The sequence below is a fragment of the Rhodococcus sp. I2R genome, assembly GCF_020889545.1.
Classification (GTDB): Bacteria; Actinomycetota; Actinomycetes; order Mycobacteriales; family Mycobacteriaceae; genus Rhodococcoides.
In genome coordinates this window covers 38021-64244 of record NZ_JAHUTG010000008.1, presented here as the reverse complement: position 1 = coordinate 64244, position 26224 = coordinate 38021, and the positions used below count along the sequence as shown (strand labels likewise).

Sequence of the window (26224 nt, the reverse complement as noted above, 5' to 3'; positions counted from 1 at the left end):
AGGAGTCCAGTTGGATACCGAGGAGATTACGAGCGGCGTCGAGGCCGGGTTCAGACCTGGACGACCGTCCAAGGATGCACGATTCACCGTCGAGCAGATCACCACCGGGCCGCACGCGAGCGGGTTCGGGTCCACCGACGATTGTCGCCCTTTCTCGTTTCGCGTCCGTAAGAGCACTCTGTACCTGGAGCTGTATCGCGCTGATCTGAACACTGCGATGCCGGACAGTTCCGATGTCACCGCTGTGTCGGAGCAGTCGGTGACGGAGATCGATCTGACCGACGAACGCAGCATCGTCGCGGCGGTTCGCGACGCCGTCGGCACCGCCGAGGAACTCGGCACCGGCTCGCGAGACTCGTCGGCCGTGCGAACCCTGCTCGATCGCGTGGATTCGCTCATCAAGATCATCTAGTCCTCGCAGGCCGGGTGCGCACAGGAAGCACGAGAAGCTCACCAGTGACCGGGTGGTCGAACACCTCTACGGGATAGCCGTAGACACGTGTCAGGCGCCGTGCATCGAAGACTTCTCGCGGCGTTCCGACCGCGTCGATCCGCCCGTTGTGCAGAACCGCAATCCGGTCCGCGTACGCCGCCGCGAGTGCCAGATCGTGCAAGACCACGACGACGGCATCGGCGTTCGCCGCCCGCGTGCGTGCCACAGCCATCACTGTTTCCTGATGTCCGAGATCGAGCGCCGCGGTCGGTTCGTCGAGAAGGATGGTCGATGTTCGCTGGGCCAGTACCCGCGCCAGTGACACCCGGGCACGTTCACCGCCGGAGAGTGCAGCGAAGGGTCGGTCCGCGAACCGTTCCACATCGCAGTCGGCCATCGCGCGCACCACTGCAGCGTCGTCGTCCACCGCTTGCGGCGTCCGTTGCCACGGTGACCGGCCCATTCGGACGACTTGCTCGGCCGTGAACGAGAATCCGACGGTGTGTTGCTGCGGCAGGACGGCGCGACGCCTCGCGAGTCGAAGATCCGACCACGTCCGCACTTGGTAACCGTGAATCTCGACGCTGCCCGAGCTGGGTGCGAGTTCACCGGCCAGTACCGCGAGCAGAGTCGACTTTCCTGCGCCGTTGGGGCCCACGAGCGCGAGCACTTCACCGGCGACGACGGTCAGGTCGACGGAATCGAGAACAGCACGTCCGGATCGTTCCGCGCCGACACTGCGCGCCTGCATCGTCACGAAACCGGGGGTGACCGACGCGATCTCGTCGGGGTAGCGGGTGAACAGGTTCATGCCCATCCACCTTGCTGTGCGCGGGTGCGCCGCAACATCCAGAAGAAGAACGGCGCGCCGATCAGTGACGTGATCATGCCGAGTGGCATGTCGACGTTGTCGACAAGGGTACGGGCGAGCAGGTCGGCGGCGAGCAGGACGGCGGCCCCACAGAGCGCACTGGCGGGCACCAGAATGCGATGAGCCGGCCCGAGGATCATGCGCATCAGATGAGGGACTACCAGACCGACGAACAAGATGATGCCGGTGAACGCGACACCCGATGCCACGAGCACGGCAACGACGACGATGGCGAACTGTCGAAGTCGTTCCACATTCACTCCGAGATGGCGGGCCACGCTCTCGCCGAGTGCGAGCAGATCGAGTCGGTGAGAGATGGCGATCGACGCGCCGATGCCCACGGCGGCGAGCGGGGCGACCACGGCCACTGCTTGCCAGGTGGCACCGGCCAGCGAGCCGAGTTGCCAGAACACGATCTGTTCGCGTGCGGCGGGCGAGGCGACGAAGGTGAAGAACGCGATGAGTCCACCAGCGAATGCGTTGATCGCGACGCCGGTGAGGATCAGTGTGACCACCTCGGTGCGGCCCCCACCGCGTGCGAGGGAGTACACGAGAATCGTCGTCACGAGCCCGCCGGCGAATGCTGCTGCCGCTACCGTCCACACGCCGGAGAACGCGCTTCCCAGCACGAACACCGACGAGGCTCCCACTGCCGCACCGGAGGAGACTCCGATGACTCCGGGCTCGGCCAACGGGTTCGCAAACACGCCCTGCAAGAGCGCTCCAGCGCAGCCGAGACTTGCTCCGACGACCGCGCCGAGCACGACTCTCGGGAAACGGACCTGCCACAGAGTCACGTCCCCGCTGGGATGGGCAGGCATCGGACCGATGTTCAGTCCGAGTCGGTGAAAAACACTGCCCAGCACCTCGGCAGGCGTCGTCGGAACCTGTCCGATGCATGCAGAGAACACGGCCAGCGCGAAACACAGTAGGACGAGAGCACCGAATACCAGCGTCGTCCGTGCCCGGTGTCGACTCACGTCGCCGGTTCGTAAACGGCTCTGGCCAGGGCATCCAACACTTTGCCCGTATTGGGTCCGAAGCTCAGTATCACCCCGTCGGCCATGTCGACGATTCGCTGAGACCGACCCGCTGGTGTCTGGGCAATGCCGGGGATCTGCTCGAGCCCTTCGACACCGCCGATGGAGTCGAGGCCTCCGGTCATCATGAGAATCACATCGGGGCCGGCAGCGATGAGGGCCTCGCTGGTGACTGGAACGAACTGCGCCGTGAGACCGGCGGCCGTGCCGGCGTCCTCGGCACCGAGGGCTTCGACGAGTTCGTCGGCTCCCGAGCCGGGGCCTGCCAGCATCTTGATCGCTGGACCGCGCATGTACAGAAAGGCGATTTTCACTGGGTTTTCGCCCCTGGGTGCCAGTTCACGCGCCCGCGCGATCTCCTCTGCGGTCCTGGCAGCGAGAGATTCGCCCTCCGCGGATACTCCGAGTGCGTCGGCGACGGCTTGGATCTGGGCCGATACCCCATCCAGCGTGCGCGAAGGATCGAAATACACCACGGGGATTCCCGCGGCACGCAATTGCTCCTGCACGGCTCGGGGACCGATGCTGGTGTCCGTGAGAACAACGGTTGGATCGAGCGCAAGGATGCCCTCCGCGCTCATCGAATGCCCACCCGGCGTCACGTCGACGACATCGGCGACCGCCGGGAACTCCGCTGAGCTGTCCCGACCGACCAGATTGTCTCCGAGTCCCAGTGCGTAGACCGTGGTCGTCAGCGTCCCGTACTGATCGGCCGCAACGATACGGCTGGTGTCGGTGACGGTGACATCGGTGCCGTCGAAGCTGCGCACGGTAACGGGGAGTTGGGCCGCGGGGGACGAGGTGATGGGTTCGGGATCAGGGTCTCTGAGCACTGCGGTCCGCGGTCCGACCGTCTGGGAGGACAGTGCGGGCTCCGGTCCGGCGCATGCGACGAGCAAGCACAGTGTCGTCGCGGTGATCGTGACCGTCGCCACACGAGGGAAAGCCGTCTTCACGTTCACGCAGACAAGGTTAGCCTGTGCAGGGTTAGCTGCTGACGTCGTCGAGAGCCGACGCTATCGCCGACGGAAGCTCCAGCTCCTCGGATACCAGAATTCCAGTGAGTTGAGCGAGGTCACGCGCGCCGACGATGGCCGAGCTGACACCGGGTCGGTCGCGCGCCCAGGCCAGCGCAACCGCCAAGGGCGAGGTCTTCAATCCGCTGGCCGCGGTGGCTGCTGCATCGACCACGTTTTCGGCGGTGTCGGTCAAATATCCCCGGATCCACTCCGCATGCGCGTCGTCGGCCCCACGGGAGTCCGCCGGGGTGCCCTTCCGATACTTGCCCGTCAGAACACCGCCTGCCAGCGGCACGGCAGCCAGCACCCCCACACCGTGGTGGTCGGCTGCAGGCAATAGTTCGTCCTCGATGCCGCGCGCGAGCAGCGAGTATTCCGCCTGCGTCGCGATGATGCGACCCGCTCCGGCGGCACCGGAGGCGGTAGCGAGCTGCCATCCCAGGTATCCGCGCGCACCGACGTAGCGGGCCTTGCCGCTGGTGACGGCATAGTCGAGCGTCGAGGCAACCTCGTCGACCGGAGTGTGCGGATCCCAGGCAGCGATCTGCCACAGGTCGAGGTGGTCGGTGCCGAGCTCGGCGAGCGTTGCGTCGAGCTGATCGAGCAGGGCGCGTCGTGAACAGTCGATCCGTGAGCGACCGCCGCGAATCGAGATTCCGGCGGCGCTGCTGACGATCAGTTCGCGGCGCGGAACGACATCGTCGAGCACCTCGGCGAGCACCCGTTGCGCGCGACCCTCGCCGTAGGCCGGCGACGTGTCGATCAGGGTTCCACCGGCTTCGGCGAAGGCCGCGAGCTGCGCGGCAGCGTCGTCTCCGTCGGTGCCGCTGCCCCACCCCAGCGTCCCGAGGCCGAGTCTGGACACACGCAGGCCGCTCGAGCCGACAGATCTCTGCTTCATCGTTGTGAAAACTTTCCTCTACGGTCGTCGGACGCGAAGGCGCCAGGTGAGCACAGTAGTGTGCCGATCGGCAACGTGCGAGCCTGCCGCGCCGTTCACCGCAGCTCCGAAGTCCGACTCTCGTGCGGTGCACACTGCATCTTCCGAGTACGGTCATGGCCGTGAATTCAGTTGACGGCGTGCGCCGCATCCATCGCTACGGGAGGGCAACCCGCACTTGGGCGGGCACCGAGACGGCCACCGCACTCGTGGGAGCGGTCGGGCGGTGATCGGCGAATCCATGACCTGGGTGCAGGCCATAGTGCTGGGAGCAGTGCAGGGACTGACCGAATTCCTGCCGATTTCCTCCTCGGGCCATCTCCGAATCGTCTCCGAGGTCTTCTTCGGTGCCGATGCCGGTGCGTCCTTCACCGCGGTGAGCCAACTCGGAACCGAGGCTGCGGTGCTGCTGTTCTTCTGGCGTGACATCGTTCGCATCGTGCGTGCCTGGTTCGTGGGTATGCGCCACGCGTCCGAACGAAACCTCGATTATCGGCTCGGGTGGTATGTGATTATTGCCACCATTCCGATCGGTGTGCTCGGGTTCCTGTTCAAGGATCAGATTCGAACAGGGGCTCGCAATCTGTGGCTGATCGCCACCATGCTGATCGTGTTCGCGATCGTCATCGCTCTCGCTGAATACGTCGGCACCAAGCGTCGGCCGATCGAGAAAATCACCACTCGAGACGGAATCGTCATGGGGTTCTCGCAGTGTCTGGCGTTGATCCCGGGTGTATCCCGATCCGGCGCCACCACGAGCGCCGGGCTGTTCATGGGTCTCGATCGAGAAGCGGCTGTCCGATTCTCGTTTCTGCTGGCAATTCCAGCGGTGACGGCCTCGGGGCTGTTCTCGCTTCCCGACGCGTTCGCGCCCGCCGGCGAAGGACTCAACGCATCCGGTCCGCAGCTGCTCGTGGCCACCTTGGTTGCCTTCGCCCTGGGATACGCATCGATCGCCTGGCTCCTGAAGTTCGTGGTCAATCACTCGATGTACTGGTTCGTCGGCTACCGGATTGCACTCGGAGCTGCAGTGATGGCACTGCTCGCGACCGGAGTCGTGTCTGCGACCTGACCGCGCTGCGACCGTAGGCTGGTGTCATGACGGTGATCCTGTTGCGGCACGGCCGCTCGACCTCCAACACGGCTGGGACGCTCGCAGGACGGTCACCGGGCGTCGATCTGGACGAGCGGGGACGCGAGCAGGTGGCGCTGGTCACCGAACGGTTGGGGGCACTCCCGATCGAGGAAATCGTGCGTTCGCCGTTGCAGCGATGCGAGCAGACCGTCCGGCCCCTCTCCGAACGCAGGGGGCTTGCCCCGGTGGTGGACGATCGGCTGGCGGAAGTCGACTATGGATCATGGACGGGCCGCACCATCAAGGAACTGCTCTCCGAGCCGTTGTGGAAGGTCGTTCAGCAACATCCGTCTGCGGCCGTGTTTCCCGGCGGCGAGGCTCTGGCTCACATGCAGGTCCGTGCTGTCACGGCTGTCCGTGAGCACGACGCACGACTCGCCGAGGAGTACGGCCGGGACGTGTTGTGGGTGGCGTGTTCGCACGGCGATGTGATCAAGTCGATCGTCGCCGATGCCGTCGGCTGCCACCTCGATGCATTCCAGCGCATCGTCGCCGACCCCGCATCGATCAGCGTGATCAGGTACACCGCCACGCGGTCTTTCGTGCTACGCACGAACGACACTGGCTCCGATCTCTCCAGCCTGGCACCGGCCCCGGCGGCGGCCACGGACGGCAATGCCGAGCGGGACGGGGCCGCTCCATCGAATTCCGACGCAGTTCCCGGCGGCGGTTCCGGAACGTAGCGCCGAGATAGCGGATAATGGCGAACAGGGACCCGAACGAGGGGTTCTTCGATACGAGACGCAGGAGGTGCAATGCCGCGCGCAATACATGTTTTCCGCACCCCTGATCGATTTGTTGCGGGGACCGTGGGTCAACCCGGCGACCGATCGTTCTTCCTCCAGGCCGTGCACGACGCCCGGGTGGTATCGGTAGCGCTCGAGAAGCAGCAGGTGCAGGTTCTCGCCGACCGAATGGGACTGCTGCTAGAAGAGGTGCATCGCCGTTTTGGGGCCGAAGTGCCGCCGGAGGAGACACAGGTCGGCGACACCAGTCCTTTGCTGACGCCCATCGACACCGAGTTCAGAGTCGGCACGATGGGACTGGGTTGGGACGCGGACGCAAACGCTGTCGTGGTCGAACTGCTCGCGATCACCGAGACGGAGATCGACGAATCGGTGGTACTCGACGATACGGAGGAGGGACCGGACGCGGTGCGCGTCTTTCTCACGCCGATCCAGGCCCGCGAGTTCGCGCTGCGATCCGAACGGGTCATCGCAGCCGGACGTGCACCATGCCCGCTCTGCGGACAGCCCCTGGCACAGGAAGGGCATATCTGCATCAGGACCAACGGGTACCGGCGCGATGCAACTTTCGGTTCGGCGGCCGAACTCGGAGAAGAGCTTTGACCGATGGCCGCCCCCCGTTCGAGGGGCGTCACATCATGGAAACCGGTGAACTCATCGTGGTCGGACGCATCGTGTCCGCGAGCAATACGACACTCGTGTGCGATGCGACCACCCCCAGTGCATCCGACGCCGAGACGGCGCCTGCTCCGGTGCGGTGTGTCTACAAGCCGGTTCGAGGCGAAGTTCCGCTGTGGGACTTTCCGGAGGGGACACTGGCCGGACGGGAAGTCGCGTCGTATGAGATCTCCGACGCCCTGGGATGGGGCGTGGTTCCGACGACAGTCCTGCGTGACGGTCCGCTCGGACCTGGCATGGTGCAACGCTGGATAGACACTCCGGAACGACATGGCGAACACGGCGACCGAGTGGGTCTGATCGACATTTGCCAGCCCGACAGGATCCCGTCGGGCTGGATTCCGATTCTACGGGCGTACGACGGCGACGGGGAAGAAGTCGCGCTGGTGCACGCGGATGACCCCAGGCTCTCGCGCATGGCGGTTCTCGACGTCATCCTCAACAATGCGGACCGCAAGGGCGGACACGCACTGGAAGGGCTCGACGGGTACGTCTACGGAGTCGATCACGGCATCTGCCTACATAGTGAAGACAAGCTGCGCACCGTGCTGTGGGGTTGGGCCGGAACAACCGTCGATGATGCGTTGATGGCCGACATCGTGTCCTTCGTGGACTCGTTCGCCGCCGACGTCGAGCCTCGATTGAGAGGCCACATCACCGAGCAGGAGATCGAAGCGCTGCTCGGCCGAGCCTGTGCGTTGATCGCGATGCCGGTGATGCCCGAGCCTCGATCGAGCCGGCCGATACCGTGGCCTGCGTTCTGAAGTCTCCCTGCTTCGCTGCGAATCCCCTCGGATAGGCTCGTCTGCATGCATTCTTGGTCCGAGACAGCCGTACCGTCCATTCCAGGCCAGGGACCCCCGCTTCGGTTGTACGACACCGCTGATCGACAGGTGCGGCCTGTCACACCGGGCGCCGAGGCGAAGATGTACGTCTGCGGCATCACCCCCTACGACGCCACCCATCTCGGTCACGCTGCCACCTATCTGACTTTCGACCTGGTGAACCGTCTCTGGCGCGACGCTGGGCACGAGGTGCACTACGTGCAGAACGTCACCGATGTCGACGACCCGCTCTTCGAACGCGCGGACCGCGACGGTGAGAACTGGATGGACCTGGGCACCCGCGAGATAGCACTGTTCCGCGAGGACATGGAAGCTCTCCGGGTACTTCCGCCGCGCGACTACATCGGCGCCATCGAATCGATCGGCGAGGTGATCGAGTTGGTGGACAAGCTCGTGGCCTCGGGGGCCGCATACACCGTGGATGACGCCGAGTTCCCGGATATCTACTTCCGAGCCGATGCCAATCCGGAGTTCGGCTACGAATCAGGGTACGACCGCGCGACGATGGACAAGTACTTCGCCGAGCGTGGGGGAGACCCCGACCGGGTCGGAAAGAGGGATCCGCTGGACGCGCTTCTCTGGCGCGCCGAACGGACCGGCGAGCCCTCGTGGCCGTCGCCGTTCGGTCCAGGGCGTCCTGGCTGGCACGTCGAGTGTGCGGCGATCGCGCTCAACCGCATCGGAACCGGATTCGACATCCAGGGTGGCGGCAGCGATCTGATCTTTCCCCATCACGAATTCTCGGCCGCGCACGCCGAAGCTGTCTCCGGTGGAGGACGTTTCGCACGCCACTACGTGCACACCGGCATGATCGGTCTGGACGGTGAAAAGATGTCCAAGAGTCGGGGGAACCTCGTGTTCGTCTCCACGTTGCGCGCCGAGGGCGTCGATCCGGCGGCCGTTCGGCTCGGTCTGATCGCCGGCCACTACCGCCAGGACCGGGCGTGGACCGACGAAGTTCTCGGCCGGGCCCACACTCGCCTGAAGCTCTGGCGTGACGCTGCGGCGCTCGAATCCGCGGTCAGCGCCGACGATGTCGTCATGCGTCTGCGGCAGCATCTCGCCGACGACCTGGACACCGCGAAGGCGCTCGACGCGCTCGATGCGTGGGCGAGCTTCGCGGTCGAACGAGGCGGCTCGGACGTCTCTGCGCCGGGTGCATTCGCCGACGCCGTCGACGCCCTGCTGGGAATACCGCTGCGCTGACAGCTCTTCAGCGTAGGTCGGCCAGCAGGTCGGAAACGAGCCGTTCTTCCATGACGGCCTTCGACGACTCGCGCATCGCGGCCGCGAGCGCAGGATCCCATGCGCTCGCGGTCGGTTTGCCTTTGAGCGGCTCGGAATTACGTACGTCGAGGGCCCGCGAGTACGAGTCGCTGTCCATCCGCCACGGTTGCGCGCCGTAGCGAGAGACCGCACGGGAGGTCATGTTCAGACCGGGCCAGTCGAAGTCGTTTCGCCAGTGCAGCACTGTTTCCGGCGCCAGCCCGGCGAGCAGCTTGTGCACGGCGGCGGACGGTTGCCCGTCGGTGCACACCAGGGGAGCGCACTCGGGGCCGAGGGTCCGTGCCGCCGCCGCCACCACCGCTACGTTCTCGCAGACGAAGACTCGATCGCCGAGATTGGTCAGCGGGCCCCGCGCGATCATGTCGAGGGTGAGCGTGAACGGGATGCCCAGCTGGGCGGCGTCATCGAGCCAGCGCCCGATCACATGGTTCTCGCGGACGCGGTAGTTCAACACGACCACTCGGCTCGACAGTGCGTCCACCGACACTCCGGCGGTTTCCCAGAGCAGGCGGATCCCGACCGGATCGACGGGGAGGGGGACGCCTTCGCGAAGAGAGAGCGCGTCGAGCACCAACTTCGGTGCACCCCCCGAGGACAGTGCCTTGGTATCGCCGCAGGCCAATTCTGCGAGCTCGGTGAGCGAGAGTCCGTCGACGGGCAGTTGCGCGAGAACACGAGCTGCCACTCGAAGAGCGTCGACCGCGACGCGGCCGCCGAGAGTTCCGTCCTGATTGAGAAGCGAGGACAACCAGCGGTCGGCCCAGTCCTCGTTCGATGCGGTGTCGAGAATCCCGCGCGCGTCGGCGAGCGCCGCGGCCTTGACCTCGGCCTTCTGCGCTGCGATGCGCTTCTTGTCGACGAGCGGGGCCTGGGCGGACAGAGTCTCGACCAGTCCGAGACCACCATTGGCGGGGTGCGCAAGCCAGCGGTCAAGTTCCCCCAGGTCCAGGCGACTCGTCTGCGCACGGCTGTGAAGTTTGGTGGTCGACTTGTTTATCGCGCTGAGCAGACGCCATAGTTCGGGAGCCCGCGACAACTGGACGGAGATCTTGCCGTCCGCTGTCAACCAGTTCGACTCCAAGGATTTGCGAGCCGCACTCAGCAGCACCTCGAGCTCGGGACTGCCCCGCCAATCGATACTTCCCCGCCGGTCGGAGCCGGCCGGCACTTCGGATTCTCGGTCATCCGACAAATTCCAGCCCACCCTCCGCATGTGTCGGAATTCGTCTGGTCAACGGTGAACCCAGCGCTGCCGCAAGATCCGTGCCGTCGTGCTCGGCGAACAACTCACCGTTCTCCCATACGAGCAGAGCCGCGCTGACGGTGTTCTCGGCCGTGGAATGCGCGAGATCGTAGTGCGCGCACCCCGGCACGTCGGTGTAGGTGATCCACAGGTCGTACCCGGTCATGAACAAGTCGAGGTCGAACTGCACGCTCAACCCCAACAGTTCGCCTCGACCGTTGTCGTCGACACCCGCAAATGCTTCGTCGAGCGCGAGAAGGCGGGGCGCGTGCGGGTCCGCGGAGGAGAGCATCACGTGGGCGGCGGCGAACAATGGCAGGTGCAGCGAGACGGATTGCTCGCCGCCGGAGAGCGCGCTGTGCCGCGCCACGGTGAGCCGGTCCTCGGTGCCGTCACCGCGAATCAGGGTGAAGGAGAACACCCGCCAACGACGGTAGTCGAGCGTGGTCGCGAGAATCTCGGGGTACGAGCGTTCGGGATGGGCCGCGCGTGCGATGCGGATCTCCGAGGCGAAATGTGCGCGCATCGCAGCCAAGTCGTCGGCCCCCAGCGCCGAGGCGTCCCTGTCCAGCAGCTTCGATACCGCACGTGCACCCTCGTCGAGGTTGTCCGCGAGCACCCAGTGCACCCCGATGGTGTTGCCCGAGGACATTCTTCGCTGCTTCATCTCGGCCGCCATTTGCGCGATCAGCTCGCGAGCGTCGACGGTCCGTTCGTGGATCTGCTGGGCCAGGCCGGTCAACAGGGCATCTTCGAGGATTCGACGCTCGTGCTCGGTCAGCAGGGTCTCCTGGTTGGACCGTGCGTTCTCGATCCGGTCGGCGAACTCACCGACGGAGGAATAGCCCTGTTCGTCCTGGACGCGCACGACGGTCAGCCCGTCGGGGGAATCCCAGTGCAGGCGGTAGTCCTGACCCGAGGACGCGAGTTGGGCGTCGAACTCCTGCAAAGCACCTGTCAGAGCGGTCCGGGTGCTCTTGCGGTAGGAATCGCTTGCCTTCACCGTTTCGGTTGCGGTATCGAGCGCGGCATGCAGCCGGTGCACCACCTGCGGCAGCACTGCGATCTCGGAATCGGGTGAGGATGCGTGCGCGATGCCGTAGAGGATTTGGTCGACGGTGAGCCAGGCGGACTCGCTCGACGGCCACGCGTAGGCCTCTGTCACTCCGAGGATCCCGAGCAAGTCCTTGCGGGCGTAGGGCGCAAGTCGGCCGGCGTCGTCGAGGGTTTCGGTCAGCGCGGCCCGCAGCGCCTCCTGGGCCGTGTTGCAGCCTCCCTCAGCTTTTCCGATAGCCTCACCGGCCTCCTTGTCGGTCTTTCGCGCAGCACGTTGTTCTACCTTGCAGGCCTCGATCTTCTCGCGTGCCCGTTCCAGATCCACGCTGATCTGATCGGCGGTGGAACCGAGTTTCTCGGTCAGGATGTCCAACCGCTGAACCTGCTGCAGATGGTTCTCCTCGGCGATGGCAGCTTCCTCGGCGAGTTCCTCCGCCAGGCCTGTGGCCTCCTCGAGGCGATTGTCGGCCTCCCGGGCCCGCTCGCTCTCTCTGACGTGTTCGCCGCGCCGACGCAATACCAGCTCACCCTGATTTCCGAAATGCCGAATGGCCGCGGCCAGGGAGTCGATGTCCCGCGCAGTGTGCGGAGTGCGGTGTGCAACTGCCGTGCTACGCAGCCGTTTCTCCTTCGCAGAGAGATCGGCGATCGACTGATCGAGCTCGAGGTCGGCGGCCGTCGCCGCTGCTGCCGACGTGCGGAGGGCACCGGCAGCCTCGGTCACCGACTTCTGCGCCCGCACGATCCCGGATACCTTCGGCAGCGCCTTGGCGGCAACGGTGAGGCCGCGCAGCAGTTCCTTCGCGGATCGTTCCTCGCTTCGGGCAGCGTCCAATGCAGCTGCCGCCGAATCGATCGCGGTGTTCAGCTCAGCGATGCGTGCGGCCCGGCGCCGGGCACGCGCCGTGGCTCCGATGTACTCGGCGTCGGATTTCTGGTGACGGCCCTGCTGCACGCCCTGCCAGAACCGGCCGTCGAGACCGATCGAGGTGCTCGCGTTCTCGTCGTGCTCGAGCGAGATCGAGGCCAGCACCGCGCGGATGACCGGTTCGGGGACCTCGGTTCCCGGTTCGGCTTCGAGCACGTCTGCGAGTGTGCGACCGCTGGGCCTCGTCGCCTCCGGCAACGGTACGAGATATTGCTCCGATTCCTCGGAATCCGGCCCATCCGCTGCCGAAATCCAGCCGTCGAGAAGGTTCGCCGCATGCAGAGCCGCTTCGATACCGGCCGCATCGACGGGGTCGATGCCGTCGGAGAATCGCACCAGCCGCCACAGGGGGGCGCCGACTCTGCCCTCCCGCTCGGCCGTCCTCGCAGCGAACGGAGGGGGTGCATCGTCGTGCTCGGCGCCGATGCGGTCCCTCTCCGAGCGCATCGAGGAAAGCTCGTCGGTCAACGCGACCACCGTGTTCGAGGCCTGCATGCGGGATGCGCGGACATTCTCGAGCCCGTCCGCGGACGCGTCGGCGAGCACGGCATCGAGACTGGGCGCATCGTCCTCACCGATCCGGGCAACGGCCGCATCCAGATCCTCGTATGCCGCGACGGTGATGCCAGCGGTGGCGTAGAGCCCCGAGTTCTCCGTCCACCAGGCACGCAGAGCTGAGGCGTACTGGGCCCGTGCCAGCTCGACCGAAGCCTCGGCCTCGGCAACCGCCGCCCGTGCGGACTCGTGCAGCCCACGTGCACGCGCAGCGCTCGTGTCGGCTCGAGTCCGTTCTGCCGCTGCCTTCTCGACGGTGCTCAGCGCCTCGCGGACCGCGCGAACATCGCCGTCGCGCTCCTCGGCGTGACCGCGCAGCGCCGTACTGAACTGGTCGGTGCGCGCCGAGGCGGGCACCGGTGCCCAGACGATACCGGCGTCCTCAGCTGCGATCTGGAGTTCGTCCTCGGCCCGGGTCAATGCGGCAGCGCAGTCGCGCAGTGCTGCGCTCGCACGGGCCGCCTCGGTGGAACGTTGTTCGAGGTCCGACTGCGCTTTGCGAGCACGCTCGGACTGCTGGGCGGCCGACACCTTGAGCTTGGCAGCGGACTCGGCGAGATCGTCGAGTTGTTGCTTGCCCTCGTATGCGCTCGAACGCTGCAACGTCTCACGATCGGCGATAGCTTGGTCCAGTGCCCGTTCGGCCTCGTCGAATCGGTGCTCGGCGGCCACGCGCTCGGCCAATCTGCGTTCTTTCAGCGCCGCAGCGGCGAAGTGCGCCGTGGTTGCGTGAGTGACGGCCTCGAGTCTGCGCGCAACCTGGTCGACATCCGAACGCGCCTGCACTCGCAAATACTTGGAGTAGACGCCGACAAAATTCCTGGCGGCGCGATCTGCCTGGGTCAGGCCTTCCAGGGCGCGACCGACCTCCTCCATGTCGCTGAACGAGCGCGCCGCCTCGAGCACGAGCTGATCGTCCAGCGGGCGCAGACCGTCGGTGAGCGCCTGCGAAAGCCCCTTCGGGTCCAGGTTTTTCGCCAGCTGCGGTCGCCGCAGCGTCAGGATGAGATTGATCAGCTGGTCGTATCGTTGGGCTCCCAATCCGAACATGCGCGCATCGATCGCGGCCCGGTAGTCCACCGGTCGGTCCGTGATGGCGTCGGTGCCCAGCTGCTCGGCGAGTTGCTTCTTCGTCAGCGGCCGGTCATCGGGTCCGAGAAGCGAGAAATCGACTCCCACACGGCCGTCGGCGACGAAGTACCAGCGTGTCACCTTGTCGTTCTGACGGCTCGCGCGCATGCCGATGCCGACGGTGACCGACTCCGGATCGTGGCGTGATCCTCGACCGAACTCCATCCAGACGTACGAGTGCGCGCTCTCCTGACCGCGGTAGAGCAGATTGGACTTCATCGTCCGCTCCTCACCGGCGAACGGATTGAGCCGGCGAGGTTCGATTCGCCCATCCAGGACGAACGGGAACAACACTTCCAGCGCCTTGGTCTTACCGGACCCGTTCGGTCCCCGGAGTACCAGTCGTCCGTCGGCGAACGAGAATTCCTGATCTCGGTAGTCCCACAGGTTGATGATTCCGGCTCGCGTGGGACGGAAGCGGCGGGCGTGTGCCGTCATGCAGTGGCCTCGTTTTCTGTGCTGTCGCCGGTGAACAGGGAGTCCTGGGGTGCCCGATCTCGAATACTGACCATCACGTCGCGGTACCGCGCGATCACCGGAAGCACGATGACTCCTCCGGAAACGATGTGCACGAGGCGAAGTCGATGCAGCATGTCCACCGCGCGTGCACGTAACCCGTCGGGATCGGCCTGCCACTGCGCGGCGAACGTACGACCGAAACGCTCGACCAGGGCGCCGACGGTGTCCACGAGCCAGCTCTGCTCGATGAACGGGTACGTCTGTTCACGCCGGTTGCTTTCGAACGCGGCCGCCGTCGTCGTCGACACTGCGGACTCGGCGAGGTCGTCGAAGACGCCTCCGCCGGGAATGGCGTCGTCGAGGAGTGCAAGCAGGGCGGAGTCGTCGCCGATCGGATGACGGACCAGCGCGGGCGCATCCGGATCGACGACGCGGTCCGATATCTCTCCTGCCAGGAGCAAAGCGACCTGCGCAATCGTGCCGGTACCGGGAAAGCGTATGTCGGACAGTCGTCCCGAGGTGTCGATCAACGCGACGCCCTCGGCGCGACGCTCCGAGACGAGGCCGGTGAGAAGCTCGACCTCCGCAACGGTTCGCGGCGCGGCGAGGGCAGTGCGCCCATCGGGGTCCAGATCGTCGAAGTAGACCACGGGATGCTCGACGAGAGCTCGGCGTACGCGCCGCAGGACCTCTTTCGGGTCCTCCGGACCGCGTGCCTCGTCGTCCGCACCGGCCGGGGCCTCGAACCCCGCGAGCAGACCAGCGGCCGAGCGCAGATGTTGCACGGCGCGCGGGGGCCGGAACAGCGCCAATACGACGGGCCGCTCGATGTCGTAGAGCGCCTCACCTGCGGCAGGATTGTGGGCCCACCCGCCGGCGTCACCGTCGGCGAGGGAGATCGCCCCCCGGGCGGCGAGCCAACCGACTGCATCGACGAACGCGTCGCGATCGGATGCACGATCGGCTTCGAGCTCGACTCCGTCGACCTGGCCGGCCTCGGCTGCGACGTGGTCGGCCAGCTCGGACAGTGTGATCTGATTGCCCGCTCGCCCGAGAGCAGCGAGCGAGAGTGCCAGGTAGGCGTATCGACGCCGGTCGAACACACGGTCCGTGGCAGTGCGCGCGGGCTGGCTGGCATCCAGGCTGTCGAGAACGGGAAACAGGCGGGCGGTGGTTTCGGTGACCTCGAGGCGATAGCCGAACAGCTCGAGAAGATCCTCGCGTAGTTCCGTCGCCCAACGCCGCAGGAGTGGGAGCGCGATCCGATCCGGGTACGACGGCGTGACGAGGTGGTTGGCCAGCGCCACTCTCGCTGCGCGCTGATAGGAATCCAGTGCCAGGGTGGGGATCTCGCGTGCTCTCATCGCGCCACCACCTCCGCGACGTCGAGCTGCAGCCGATCCAGGTGCAGCCGCCCGCGCATGGTCTGCACCACCGTCGAGATCGGGCTTTCGCTCAGGGTCAGTCGGACACCGCTGTCGGAGCCGGTTCCGCTGGCGGTGCGTCCGCTCACTCGCACGCGCGCAGTCAGTGCGGCGTTGAGCAGGCTCAGCAGCACCTCGGTTTCTTCCTCGTTCAGAACGCGCTCGTACACCCCGGTCGCTGCCAGTGATTGTGCCGCGGCGCTGCGGGTCCGCTGTGCCTCGAGTTGCTGCTCGCGGAGCCGCCGGACTCCGCCGTCGTTTCGTTGCAGGCGGCCGGGCATGCCCGGGGTCGGGGTGCGTCCCGTCTCGGCCAACGTCCGTGAGATCTCGACGGGCGGCGCCTCCCACCATGTTCTCGACGAGGGCACGATGTCCGCGTCGGGATGGACCATCGACAGGTGACGCGGACGCCCCAAGCCGAACACGGCATGAAAGAGCGCGTGCGCGCTGTCCTCCGACGAGGTGTTGGCGAACCACCCGGCGAGGTGCCGGAGCTGGCTTTCCCGGCTCACACCGCCCTTGCGTGTCTCGGTCACACGCCGGAGCAGCGACAGTACGGCCGCGATCGCGCTCATCGTGCCCTCGCGCAGGCGATCGGACTCGCTCGTTTCGGCCTCGGCAGCGACGAACCAGTGCGAGAGACCGGACCAGCGGGCCTGCCAGTCGGCACGCCGTTCCTCGACGCTCAGGAACACCCGTTCGTCGCTGACGGCGGCCCGCTCGATCAACTCGGTGATCCCGGTCGACTCGACGAGTGCGATTGCGTCCGCGAGTTTGGGTGCGTACCTGCTGAGATCGGAACTGAACTCGCGCATGTGCGTGAGCAGGGCGTCCTTGTGAACGAGGAACGATTCGGGGGTGATCTCCGTGGTCCGAACCAGATCCCCGAGGACCAGGTAGAAATGTGCGGCGCGGGTCGCCATTTCCGACAAGGTGGAGTCCAGCCGACTGAGCTTGCGGAAGATCCGGTCGCCGTCACCCTGACGGTTCGCCTCGGCCAGCTCGTGCATGTCGGCGAGAAGTTCGGGGAGTACGAGGCGCGAGAGCGAGGCGTCGTCGAGCCGTGCACCGAGGACGTCCTCGACCGCGCGGAACGCCGCGTACCCGGCCTGGCTGAACTGGTAGACGAAATGGCGATTTCGGTACTCGGCAAGGGTGGCGGCCCGCGAGCCGTCGTAGCTGCGTTCGAGGAGATCCCACGAGTGGAGTTGTTCGAGCAGGGGAGCGGTGTCGGCGGCGCTCAACTGCCCTTCGGGAGGTGCGTGGCGGGCTAGGGTGTCCGCGACGTCCGCCGCGTGCAGCAGCACCACGTAGTTGGCACGGGCTACGTCGAAGGCTCGCAGCACCCACAGGTACTCGGTGCGCTTTTCCGCAACGGTGAACGCGAACAGCTTGAGGCGATCTTCCTGCAGGAACACGGCCGCGGGCCCGAGTTGCGGGTCGTCACCTGATTCGCTCACTGGAACAGGGTAGGCGTTGGCGCTGTACGAGCGAAAACGTGCGGCTACAGCTGCACGGTGACTTTCCCGTCGACCACGGCCGCCGGATACGTTCGGACCGACCCGATCCCGCTCGGACAGGAACCGTCGTCGAGAGAGAACGTGTACTGATGCAGCGGACACACCACCACCGAGCCGTCTATCTGCCCGTCGGCCAGGGGCCCGCCCTTGTGCGGACACACGGCATCCATGGCGCGGACTGTGCCGTCTCCCAGTAGGAACACGGCCAGCTGTTTGCCGTCCACGACGTATGTGCGTCCCTCGCCGGGAGTGAGTTCCTCGAGGGCCCCGACTGGGACCGCATCGACCGGGATGCTCATCGGACCGGCACCCGCGGTAGCGGCAGCAACGGCAGCGACGGCGTGAACTGGGCCGGCGACTTCGGTTCCGCTCGGTCCTGCCATGGGTCTCGATATCCGTCCACCGACGTTTGCATGCGCTGCGCCAGTCCTTCGGCAATGCCGTCCGCGTCGTCGATCAATGTCCGTTGCAGCGTTTCCAGGCCCACCCGCGGTACCCAGGCATAGGTGCGTTCGAGCCAGCCTGCGGTTTCGCGGTAGTGCTGGATGAAAAGCCCCGCGACGCGGAGAACTTCCTCGGCGCCGACTACCGTCGCCAGCAGATCGCCCTTGCGCACGTGTGCACCTGCCGCGCCGCCGACGTAGATCTCCCACCGGTCGTCGCCGACGGAGACCACTCCCAGGTCCTTGCACAGGGCCTCGGAACAATTGCGAGGACAACCCGCCACGGCTAGCTTGAGCTTCGCAGGCGTCTCGAGTCCCTGAAAGCGTTCCTCCATGGCAATGCCCAGCGCGGTCGAATCGCCGAGACCGAACCTGCAGAAATCGCTGCCGACACAAGTCTTGACGGTTCTCATGCTCTTGCCGTACGCGAAACCCGAAGGCATATCCAGATCGCCCCACACCTTGGGTAGGTCTTCCTTCTTGATCCCGAGCAGATCGATCCGCTGGCCGCCGGTGACCTTGACCAACGGGACCCCGTATTTATCGGCCACATCGGCGATTCGGCGCAGTTGATCCGGTGTGGTTACCCCGCCCTTCATCTGGGGGACAACCGAGAACGTACCGTCGCGCTGAATGTTCGCGTGCACGCGGTCGTTGATGAACAGTGCGCCCCGCTCGTCCACCCAATCGGGCCCCCACACGGTGCGTAGCAGCGACGCGAGCGGCATCTTCGACGGCGCGTCCTCGCGCCCGTCGGTTGCCAGTTCGGCGAAGACCTGCGAGACCGACCGCAGATCTCGCTCACGGACGACGGCGATGAGCTCTGGTTTGGTCAGCGGGATGCAGGGCACGTACCAGTCGGCGGCCGGATCGGATTCGACGGCGCCCCCGGCTGCGCACGCCAGGATATCGGCGACGAGCCCCTTGCAGGAACCGCAACCCTTGCCGGCACGCGTCGCCGCGGCGATATCGCCCATCGACTTCGCGCCGGCATGCACACACGCCACGATCGCGCCCTTGGTGACACCGTTGCAGTTGCAAACCTGCACGTCATCGGCAAGTTCGGCCGCACTCGTGGCAGCGGAGGGTGTGCCCATGTCGAAGAGCATGCTGATGCGTTCCTCCGGCAGTGGCACCTTCTCGTCGAACGCTTGGGTCAGGAAGTTCGCTTTGCCGATATCGCCGAGCAGTGTCGCCCCGATGAGTTTGCCGTCTCGAACGACAACACTCTTGTACGTGCCGCTGCGAGGTTCGTAGAACTGGACGAACTCGTCGTCCTCGCGTTCGGGGCCCTGGACTCCCATTGCGGCGACGTCGACCCCGGCAACCTTGAGCTTCGTGGTCGACCGCGAACCGTGGTACGCAGCGGCCGGGTTGCTACCGGTCAGATGGTCGGCCAGGACCGCAGCCTGCTCCCAAAGCGGGGCGACGAGCCCGTAGACCTCGCCGCGGTGCTGGCAGCACTCCCCGACAGCGTAGATGGATCCTTCGTCCTCGCAACGCAACTGATCGTCGACGACGATGCCTCGCTCGATCACCAGGCCACCGCCGCGGGCGAACTCGACGTTGGGTCGGATGCCCGCGGTCACAACGATCATGTCGGCGGCGAGCCAGGTGCCGTCGTTGAATTCGACGCCGGCCACACTTCCGGACTCGGTGCGTCGCACGGCGGTCGTCCGTTTCGACGTGTGCACCCCCACCCCGAGCGAGGTGATCTTGTTCCGTAGCAGGCGTCCGCCGCGCTCGTCGAGCTGCTGATTCATCAGGTGTCCGGGGGAGTGGACGACGTCGACTTTCATGCCCTGAGTCCGCAGACCGTAGGCGGCCTCGAGTCCGAGCAGCCCCCCTCCGATGACCACCGCGGCCAGTTCGTCCTGGGCGCCCGCCATCTGCAGCATGCCGTTGGTGTCCGCGATGGTGCGGAAACCGAACACCCCGCGCGCAAGCCGCCCGTCCGGCTCGCGTAGTCCGTCCATGTTGGGAAAGAAGGTGTTGCTGCCGGTCGCGATGACGAGCACGTCGTACTCCACGACGCGCCCACTCTCGCATCGAACGGACTTGGCGAAACGATCGAGGGAGATTGCGCGATCGCCGACGTAGAGGGTGATGCCGTTCTCGCGATACCAGCTCATGGGGTTGAGCAGCAGTTCCTCATCGTCTACGCCGGTCTCGCCAGCAAGGACGTGCGAGAGCATGATCCGGTTGTAGTTACCGTAGGGCTCGTCACCGATCATCGTGATCTCGAAGGTGTCGTCGGCATCTCTGCCGGCACTGCGCGCGAGAATCTCCTCGACCGTGCGGGCGCCGGCCATGCCGTTGCCGACGACGAGCAGCCGCTGCATCAGATCAACACCAGGCCGAAGTCGACGACGACTTCACCGGACGTGCCTTCGGGGGCCGCGATCACCAGTTCGAGCACAGAATCCGGATCGACATCCTCGACGACACGCAGCGGAACGTTGACGCCATCCCTGGCCCCCATCGGGAACATCCGCATCGGCAGACCGTCCCGCAGAAGCGTCACGACGATCAACTCGTCGCTCGAATTGCCGCCGCGAAAGTACAGGGGCTGTGCAATCGACCCCGAGGGGACGACGAAGCTGGTCGAAACATCGATCGCCTCGGGCTTGCTCAACCCGTGTCCGGTGAACGGAAAGACGCCCTGCAGAAAACGCGGTGTGCTGGCCATGAACACAGGTTGGTCTCTGCCGGTGACACCGGCACTGCGTCCGCGTTAAGGCCGCATCAGCAAGTTCTCACCACGACCCAGCCGTGGCTGTGCGTTCGAACAGTCACAGGCCGAAGTTCCCAGGTCCACGGCGTCGCAGGTATCGCTCGAACTCTGCCGCGATGGCGTCGCCGTCGATCTTGGAGATCGCCTCGGAGATGTCCGTCTCGGCATCGCCCCGCTCCTCGAGGGTTCGGACGTAGTCGCTGATCTCGTCGTCCTCTTTCGTCATCTCGGTGACGGCCTCCTCCCATTCCTCGGCTTGGGCGGGCAGTTCGCCGAGCGGTACCTCGATGTCGAGAACCTCCTCCACCCGCTGCAACAGCGCGACCGTCGCCTTCGGGTTCGGTGGCTGCGAGACGTAATGTGGGACCGCCGCCCAGAACGAGACCGCAGGTACGCCGGCTTTGACGCATTCGTCCTGCAAAACGCCGGTGATACCCGTCGGCCCCTCGTACCGGGTCTGTTCGAGGTTGAAGCGTTCGGCTGCTTCGACGCTGTACGCGCTGCCCGTGACCGGCACGGGCCGGGTGTGCGGTGTGTCGGCCAGGAGCGCGCCGAGGATGACAACGGTGTCCACACCCAACTGCTCGATGAACTCGAGGAGATCGTCGCAGAAGCTGCGCCACCGCATGTTCGGTTCGATGCCACGCAGCAACACCACATCGCGCTTGCTCCCGGGGGGAGAGCACACCGACAACCGGGTCGCAGGCCACTGGATCTCACGGGTGACCCCGTCGACCTGCCGGATCGTGGGCCTGTTGACCTGGTAGTCGTAGTAATCCTCCGAGTCCAACTCGGCAAGGGGGCTGGCATCCCACGTCAGCTCGAGGTGCTCGACGGCGCCGCTCGCTGCGTCGCCCGCGTCGTTCCATCCCTCGAACGCGGCCACCAAGATCGGGTCGCGAAGGGAGGGGAACTCCACTTCGTCCTCGGCGAAATCGTCTTCGGGGTCGAACTCGGCATCCGGCGAGATCGGTGTTGCGTTCGACACAGCGGAGGACACCGCGTTGAGCAGTGTTTCCGCAGCGCTGGTGGACTCACCGGGTGCTGTGTCGTCTTTGTCGGCGGAGAAATTGCCGTCTCGGTTTCGGGGACTCACCACGACAGCCTACGACCAGCCCGGCCGCGCGTGGTGACAGCTCGAGTGCCTGTCATGAGCACAGCTCGGTGCCCACTACTCTGTAGGGATGCCTGCGCTACACAAGACCAGTCTGCTGGATGCGATGAAAACGCGCGTCGTCATCGGCGACGGGGCCATGGGCACAATGTTGCAGGATGCGCATCTGACGTTGGAGGACTTCCTCGGACTCGAGGGCTGCAACGAGATCCTCAACGACACCCGCCCCGACGTGCTGCGCGAGATTCACCGCGCGTACTTCGCCGCAGGCGCCGACGCCGTCGAGACGAACACCTTCGGGTGCAACCTGCCCAACCTCGCGGACTACGACATCGCGGACCGCATCCGCGAACTTGCGGAGAAAGGCACGCGCCTCGCCCGCGACACTGCCGATGAAATGGGTCCCGGACGCGACGGCATGGAGCGGTTCGTCCTCGGGTCGATGGGGCCGGGCACGAAACTGCCGACCCTCGGGCATGCTCCGTTCGCGATTCTGCGCGACGCGTACACCGAAGCGGCTCTCGGCATGATCGATGGCGGCGCCGACGCCATCCTCGTCGAGACGTGCCAGGACTTGCTGCAGGTCAAGGCCGCGATCATCGGAAGCCAGCATGCGATGGACCGACTTGGCGTCCGCATTCCGATCATCACCCACGTCACGGTCGAGACGACGGGCGCGATGCTCGTCGGCAGTGAGATCGGCGCGGCGCTGACGGCGCTCGAACCCCTCGGCATCGACATGATCGGGCTCAACTGCGCGACCGGGCCGGCAGAGATGAGCGAGCACCTCCGGCACCTGTCGAAGCACTCGAGGCTGCCGGTTTCCGTGATGCCCAACGCAGGCCTGCCGACTCTCGGGCCGAAAGGCGCCCTCTATCCGCTGACGGCACCCGAGCTGGCTACTGCGCTCGGCACCTTTGTCACCGAATACGGTCTCTCGCTCGTCGGCGGCTGCTGCGGTACCACCCCCGAGCACATCGCGCAGGTCGCCGATCTCGTGCACGGGCTGCAGAAGGCCGAACGGGTCCCGGCTCCCGAGCCCGGGGTGTCGTCGATTTACACCGCCGTCCCGTTCGAGCAGGACGCCAGCATCCTGATGATCGGTGAGCGCACCAACTCCAACGGTTCCAAAGCGTTCCGCGATGCAATGCTGTCCGAGGACTACGAAAAATGCCTCGACATCGCCAAGGACCAGATCCGCGACGGCGCGCACATGCTGGATCTGAACGTGGACTACGTCGGACGTGACGGCGCCGCCGATATGGCAGCGCTGGCATCGCGCTTGGCTACGGCATCGACCCTGCCGATCATGCTCGACTCCACCGAGCCTGCTGTTCTCGAAGCAGGCCTCGAACACCTCGGTGGGCGCAGCGCGGTCAACTCCGTCAACTACGAGGACGGTGACGGCCCGGATTCGCGGTTCCAGAAGATCATGCAGCTCGTGAAAGAGCACGGCGCCGCCGTCGTCGCACTGACCATCGACGAGGAAGGTCAGGCTCGCACCGCAGAGTGGAAAGTCCGTGTCGCCGACAGGTTGATCGAGGACATCACCACGAACTGGGGCCTGCGGCACGAGGACATCATCGTCGACACCCTGACCTTTCCCATCTCGACCGGTCAGGAGGAGGTTCGCCGGGACGGCATCGAGACCATCGAGGCGATCCGGCAGCTCAAGGCCAAGTATCCGAAGGTCCACACCACCCTCGGACTGTCGAACATCTCGTTCGGCCTCAATCCCGCTGCACGCCAGGTGCTGAACTCGGTGTTCCTGCACGAATGCACGCAGGCCGGTCTCGATACCGCCATCGTGCACGCGTCGAAGATCCTGCCGATGAACAAGATTCCCGACGAGCAACGCGAAACGGCACTCGATCTGGTCTACAACCGCCGCAGTGAGGGCTACGACCCGCTGCAGAAGCTGATGCAGCTCTTCGAGGGTGTGTCCGCTGCCTCTGCTCGCGAATCCCGTGCCGAGGAGCTGGGCCGCCTACCGCTGTTCGAGCGCCTCGAACGGCGCATCGTCGATGGTGAACGCAACGGTCTCGACGCAGACCTGGACGCCGCGATGGACGAGAAGCCGCCGCTGGAGATCATCAACGAGACCCTGCTTTCGGGCATGAAGACCGTGGGTGAATTGTTCGGCTCGGGTCAGATGCAGCTGCCGTTCGTGCTGGCCTCGGCTGAGGTGATGAAAGCCGCAGTGGCTCATCTCGAGCCCCACATGGAGGCGACGGACGACGACGGCAAGGGCCGGATCGTGCTGGGCACCGTCAAGGGCGACGTCCACGACATCGGCAAGAACCTGGTCGACATCATCTTGAGCAACAACGGCTACGAGGTTGTCAATCTCGGTATCAAGCAACCGATTTCGACGATCCTCGAGGCCGCACTGGACAAGCGTGCCGACGTCATCGGAATGTCCGGGTTGCTGGTCAAGTCCACGGTCGTCATGAAGGACAACCTGATCGAGCTCAACAACAAGGGAGTGGCGGAACAGTTCCCGGTGTTGCTGGGCGGTGCAGCACTGACGCGCTCGTACGTAGAGAACGATCTGCAGGAGGTCTACCAGGGCGACGTGCACTATGCACGGGATGCTTTCGAGGGTCTGCGTCTGATGGACACGATCATGACCACCAAGCGCGGTGGCGGTCCGGCACCCGACAGCCCCGAGGCACTCGAGGCGAAGGCGAAGGCCGCCGAGCGCAAAGCGCGCCACGAACGGTCACGGCGGATTGCCGAGCAGCGGAAGGCGACTGCGGAACCCGTCGTCGTACCCGAACGATCCGATGTGGCCACCGATATCGAAACTCCCGTTCCGCCGTTCTGGGGTACCCGCATCGTCAAAGGTGTGTCCCTGGCCGAGTATTCGGGCCTGCTCGACGAGCGGGCACTATTCCTCGGGCAGTGGGGACTGCGCGGAGTCCGCAAGGGCGAGGGTGCAACGTACGAGGACCTCGTCGAATCCGAGGGCAAGCCGCGGCTGCGGTATTGGCTCGACCGACTCAGCACCGATGGCATTCTCGCTCACGCCGCACTGGTCTACGGCTACTTCCCCGCAGTATCGGAAGGCGACGACGTGGTGGTCCTCGACCAACCGAATCCCGATGCCGCGGAGAAGTTTCGCTTCACGTTTCCCCGACAGCAGCGTGACCGTTTTCTGTGCATAGCCGATTTCATCCGCTCGCGTGATGCAGCTCGCGAGAGCGGCCAGGTCGACGTACTGCCGATGAACCTGGTGACCATGGGCCAACCGATCGCGGATTTCGCGAACGAGCTGTTCGCGGCGGATTCCTACCGCGACTACCTCGAAGTGCACGGAATCGGTGTGCAGCTCACCGAGGCGCTCGCCGAGTACTGGCACCGGCGGGTACGCGAGGAGCTGAAGCTCTCGGGCGGGCACAGCGTCGCCGAGAACGATCCCAAGGAGGCCGAGGGCTTTTTCAAGCTCGAATATCGCGGCGCGCGTTACTCCTTCGGATACGGAGCCTGCCCGGATCTCGAGGACCGCATCAAACTCGCAGCCCTGCTCGAACCGGAACGGATCGGTGTCAAACTGTCGGAGGAGCTCCAGCTCCACCCAGAGCAGTCGACCGACGCATTCGTGCTCCACCACCCGGAAGCCAAGTACTTCAATGTATGAGAACAACGATTTCCTCGGTGTCCTGTTCGACATGGACGGCACACTGCTCGACTCGGAGAAGATCTGGGACGTGGCAGTCGCCGAGCTCTCGCTGGAACTGGGCCGTGAGCTCACCGCAGAGGTGCGCGAAAGCACACTCGGCAACTCGATGCACGGCGCGCTACGCAAGGTCTTCGCCCACACCGGCACCGACGCCACCGACAGCGCTCTGCAGGACAGCCGTAACTGGTTGACCGAACGCGTTGCGGAGCTTTTCTCGCAAGGCATTCCGTGGCGACCCGGTGCGAAGGACACTCTGGCGCTCGCTCGCGAGATGGGTCTGAAGACCGCGCTTGTGACGAACACCGAACGCGGACTCGTCGAGAATGCGCTCGAGACCATCGGCCGCGAGTACTTCGACTTCACCGTCAGTGGAGACGAGGTCGACGAGGGAAAGCCGCACCCGGCACCGTATCTACGAGGGGCGTCGCTGCTCGGTCTGGATCCGGCCACGTGCTTGGCCATCGAGGATTCGCCGACGGGATCGCTCTCGGCTTACCGGGCCGGATGCTCGGTGTTGCTCGTGCCCTCCGAGGTCGCTGTGAGCCCTGGTCCTGGCTATGTCATTCGCGAGACTCTGCTGGGCGTCACCGCCGGCGACCTCCGATCCGCCTGGTGCGATGCGCAGGTATCGGCGTCCTCATGAAAGAATCACAGACCGTGAAGACCTTCGATTCCCTGTTTGCCGAGCTCACCGACCGCGCCGATTCTCGTCCCGAGGGCTCGGGCACGGTCGCTGCGTTGGACGCCGGCGTGCATTTTCAGGGTAAGAAGATCATCGAGGAGGCGGGTGAGGTGTGGATCGCCGCCGAGCACGAGAGCGACGAGGCTCTCGCGGAGGAGATCTCACAGCTGCTGTACTGGGTCCAGGTGTTGATGGTCGGGCGAGGTCTGACGCCCAAGGATGTTTACCGACATCTGTGAGCATGTCTTCCACCGCACTG

At 65.5% G+C, this 26224-nt stretch carries 21 protein-coding genes; 9 read left to right on the top strand and 12 right to left on the bottom strand.

The window, feature by feature from the left end:
* Positions 1-10 precede the first annotated feature (10 nt).
* Positions 11-412 carry a hypothetical protein gene (locus KVY23_RS10200; protein ID WP_230556318.1) on the top strand — a complete coding sequence of 134 codons (402 nt, stop codon included), beginning with the start codon at positions 11-13 and terminating at the stop codon, positions 410-412.
* Here the strand turns inward: KVY23_RS10200 and KVY23_RS10195 are convergent.
* From KVY23_RS10195 to KVY23_RS10180, 4 genes are all read right to left on the bottom strand, one after another.
* The gene (locus tag KVY23_RS10195) at positions 405-1250 is read right to left on the bottom strand and encodes a heme ABC transporter ATP-binding protein (protein ID WP_230556317.1); all 846 of its coding nucleotides are present in this window, start codon (positions 1248-1250) and stop codon (positions 405-407) included. The genes KVY23_RS10200 and KVY23_RS10195 overlap by 8 nt on opposite strands.
* Positions 1241-2284, bottom strand: a complete 1044-nt coding sequence (locus tag KVY23_RS10190; protein WP_374108712.1) for a FecCD family ABC transporter permease — start codon at positions 2282-2284, stop codon at positions 1241-1243. Before KVY23_RS10190 ends, KVY23_RS10195 begins: the two co-directional genes overlap by 10 nt.
* Positions 2281-3249: a hemin ABC transporter substrate-binding protein gene (locus KVY23_RS10185; protein WP_374108717.1), complete on the bottom strand. Its 969-nt coding sequence runs from the start codon at positions 3247-3249 to the stop codon at positions 2281-2283. The genes KVY23_RS10190 and KVY23_RS10185 overlap by 4 nt, the downstream gene beginning before the upstream one ends.
* 82 nt (positions 3250-3331) lie before the next feature.
* Positions 3332-4264, bottom strand: coding sequence for an aldo/keto reductase (locus KVY23_RS10180; protein WP_230556316.1), 933 nt, complete (start codon positions 4262-4264; stop codon positions 3332-3334).
* Positions 4265-4532: 268 nt separating this feature from the next.
* Between KVY23_RS10180 and KVY23_RS10175 the strand changes: the two genes are divergently transcribed.
* From KVY23_RS10175 to mshC, 5 genes are all read left to right on the top strand, one after another.
* Positions 4533-5375, top strand: coding sequence for an undecaprenyl-diphosphate phosphatase (locus KVY23_RS10175; protein WP_230556421.1), 843 nt, complete (start codon positions 4533-4535; stop codon positions 5373-5375).
* Between the two features lie 26 nt (positions 5376-5401).
* On the top strand, positions 5402-6121 hold the full coding sequence (locus KVY23_RS10170) for a histidine phosphatase family protein (RefSeq protein WP_230556315.1): 720 nt from the start codon (positions 5402-5404) through the stop codon (positions 6119-6121).
* Between the two features lie 72 nt (positions 6122-6193).
* Positions 6194-6787 (top strand): DUF3090 domain-containing protein, encoded by a 594-nt coding sequence (locus KVY23_RS10165; protein WP_230556314.1) that lies wholly within the window; start codon positions 6194-6196, stop codon positions 6785-6787.
* Positions 6788-6822: 35 nt separating this feature from the next.
* On the top strand, positions 6823-7626 hold the full coding sequence (locus KVY23_RS10160; protein ID WP_230556420.1) for an SCO1664 family protein: 804 nt from the start codon (positions 6823-6825) through the stop codon (positions 7624-7626).
* 45 nt (positions 7627-7671) lie between these two features.
* On the top strand, positions 7672-8913 hold the full coding sequence (gene mshC, locus KVY23_RS10155) for a cysteine--1-D-myo-inosityl 2-amino-2-deoxy-alpha-D-glucopyranoside ligase (RefSeq protein ID WP_230556313.1): 1242 nt from the start codon (positions 7672-7674) through the stop codon (positions 8911-8913).
* Positions 8914-8920: 7 nt separating this feature from the next.
* On the opposite strand, the gene KVY23_RS10150 is transcribed toward mshC, so the two are convergent.
* The 8 genes from KVY23_RS10150 to KVY23_RS10115 form a co-directional block, all read right to left on the bottom strand.
* Positions 8921-10162, bottom strand: coding sequence for a DUF2399 domain-containing protein (locus KVY23_RS10150; RefSeq protein ID WP_230556312.1), 1242 nt, complete (start codon positions 10160-10162; stop codon positions 8921-8923).
* Between the two features lie 13 nt (positions 10163-10175).
* A complete protein-coding gene (locus KVY23_RS10145) occupies positions 10176-14345 on the bottom strand; it encodes a TIGR02680 family protein (RefSeq protein WP_230556311.1) in 4170 nt (1389 codons plus the stop codon).
* The gene (locus KVY23_RS10140; RefSeq protein ID WP_230556310.1) at positions 14342-15730 is read right to left on the bottom strand and encodes a DUF2398 family protein; all 1389 of its coding nucleotides are present in this window, start codon (positions 15728-15730) and stop codon (positions 14342-14344) included. The genes KVY23_RS10145 and KVY23_RS10140 overlap by 4 nt, the downstream gene beginning before the upstream one ends.
* Positions 15727-17208 carry a TIGR02677 family protein gene (locus KVY23_RS10135; RefSeq protein ID WP_308070699.1) on the bottom strand — a complete coding sequence of 494 codons (1482 nt, stop codon included), beginning with the start codon at positions 17206-17208 and terminating at the stop codon, positions 15727-15729. The genes KVY23_RS10140 and KVY23_RS10135 overlap by 4 nt, the downstream gene beginning before the upstream one ends.
* Positions 17209-17294: 86 nt before the next feature.
* Complete coding sequence (locus KVY23_RS10130) at positions 17295-17609, bottom strand: Rieske 2Fe-2S domain-containing protein (RefSeq protein WP_230556308.1); 315 nt, start codon at positions 17607-17609, stop codon at positions 17295-17297.
* Positions 17606-20095, bottom strand: coding sequence for a nitrite reductase large subunit NirB (nirB, locus tag KVY23_RS10125; RefSeq protein ID WP_230556307.1), 2490 nt, complete (start codon positions 20093-20095; stop codon positions 17606-17608). Before nirB ends, KVY23_RS10130 begins: the two co-directional genes overlap by 4 nt.
* Positions 20095-20442: a molybdopterin oxidoreductase gene (locus tag KVY23_RS10120; RefSeq protein WP_075839771.1), complete on the bottom strand. Its 348-nt coding sequence runs from the start codon at positions 20440-20442 to the stop codon at positions 20095-20097. Before KVY23_RS10120 ends, nirB begins: the two co-directional genes overlap by 1 nt.
* 103 nt (positions 20443-20545) lie before the next feature.
* Positions 20546-21457 carry a PAC2 family protein gene (locus KVY23_RS10115; protein WP_371829767.1) on the bottom strand — a complete coding sequence of 304 codons (912 nt, stop codon included), beginning with the start codon at positions 21455-21457 and terminating at the stop codon, positions 20546-20548.
* Positions 21458-21671: 214 nt separating this feature from the next.
* Between KVY23_RS10115 and metH the strand changes: the two genes are divergently transcribed.
* From metH to KVY23_RS10100, 3 genes are read left to right on the top strand one after another with little or no spacing between them, the layout of a single operon-like run.
* The gene (gene metH / locus KVY23_RS10110) at positions 21672-25241 is read left to right on the top strand and encodes a methionine synthase (RefSeq protein ID WP_230556306.1); all 3570 of its coding nucleotides are present in this window, start codon (positions 21672-21674) and stop codon (positions 25239-25241) included.
* The gene (locus tag KVY23_RS10105) at positions 25234-25926 is read left to right on the top strand and encodes an HAD family phosphatase (protein WP_206510626.1); all 693 of its coding nucleotides are present in this window, start codon (positions 25234-25236) and stop codon (positions 25924-25926) included. The genes metH and KVY23_RS10105 overlap by 8 nt, the downstream gene beginning before the upstream one ends.
* A complete protein-coding gene (locus KVY23_RS10100) occupies positions 25923-26204 on the top strand; it encodes a phosphoribosyl-ATP diphosphatase (RefSeq protein WP_187346772.1) in 282 nt (93 codons plus the stop codon). Before KVY23_RS10105 ends, KVY23_RS10100 begins: the two co-directional genes overlap by 4 nt.
* Positions 26205-26224: the final 20 nt, after the last annotated feature.

What these genes read in the sequence shown, in the direction of transcription:
- mshC (WP_230556313.1), top strand. Translation starts at nt 7,672, where the DNA reads ATGCATTCTTGGTCCGAGACAGCCGTACCGTCCATTCCAGGCCAGGGA.
- nirB (WP_230556307.1), bottom strand. Translation starts at nt 20,095, where the DNA reads ATGCAGCGGCTGCTCGTCGTCGGCAACGGCATGGCCGGCGCCCGCACG.
- metH (WP_230556306.1), top strand. Translation starts at nt 21,672, where the DNA reads ATGCCTGCGCTACACAAGACCAGTCTGCTGGATGCGATGAAAACGCGC.
- KVY23_RS10170 (WP_230556315.1), top strand. Translation starts at nt 5,402, where the DNA reads ATGACGGTGATCCTGTTGCGGCACGGCCGCTCGACCTCCAACACGGCT.
- KVY23_RS10195 (WP_230556317.1), bottom strand. Translation starts at nt 1,250, where the DNA reads ATGGGCATGAACCTGTTCACCCGCTACCCCGACGAGATCGCGTCGGTC.
- KVY23_RS10160 (WP_230556420.1), top strand. Translation starts at nt 6,823, where the DNA reads ATGGAAACCGGTGAACTCATCGTGGTCGGACGCATCGTGTCCGCGAGC.
- KVY23_RS10100 (WP_187346772.1), top strand. Translation starts at nt 25,923, where the DNA reads ATGAAAGAATCACAGACCGTGAAGACCTTCGATTCCCTGTTTGCCGAG.
- KVY23_RS10130 (WP_230556308.1), bottom strand. Translation starts at nt 17,609, where the DNA reads ATGAGCATCCCGGTCGATGCGGTCCCAGTCGGGGCCCTCGAGGAACTC.
- KVY23_RS10145 (WP_230556311.1), bottom strand. Translation starts at nt 14,345, where the DNA reads ATGACGGCACACGCCCGCCGCTTCCGTCCCACGCGAGCCGGAATCATC.
- KVY23_RS10165 (WP_230556314.1), top strand. Translation starts at nt 6,194, where the DNA reads ATGCCGCGCGCAATACATGTTTTCCGCACCCCTGATCGATTTGTTGCG.
- KVY23_RS10180 (WP_230556316.1), bottom strand. Translation starts at nt 4,264, where the DNA reads ATGAAGCAGAGATCTGTCGGCTCGAGCGGCCTGCGTGTGTCCAGACTC.
- KVY23_RS10120 (WP_075839771.1), bottom strand. Translation starts at nt 20,442, where the DNA reads ATGGCCAGCACACCGCGTTTTCTGCAGGGCGTCTTTCCGTTCACCGGA.
- KVY23_RS10105 (WP_206510626.1), top strand. Translation starts at nt 25,234, where the DNA reads ATGTATGAGAACAACGATTTCCTCGGTGTCCTGTTCGACATGGACGGC.
- KVY23_RS10140 (WP_230556310.1), bottom strand. Translation starts at nt 15,730, where the DNA reads ATGAGAGCACGCGAGATCCCCACCCTGGCACTGGATTCCTATCAGCGC.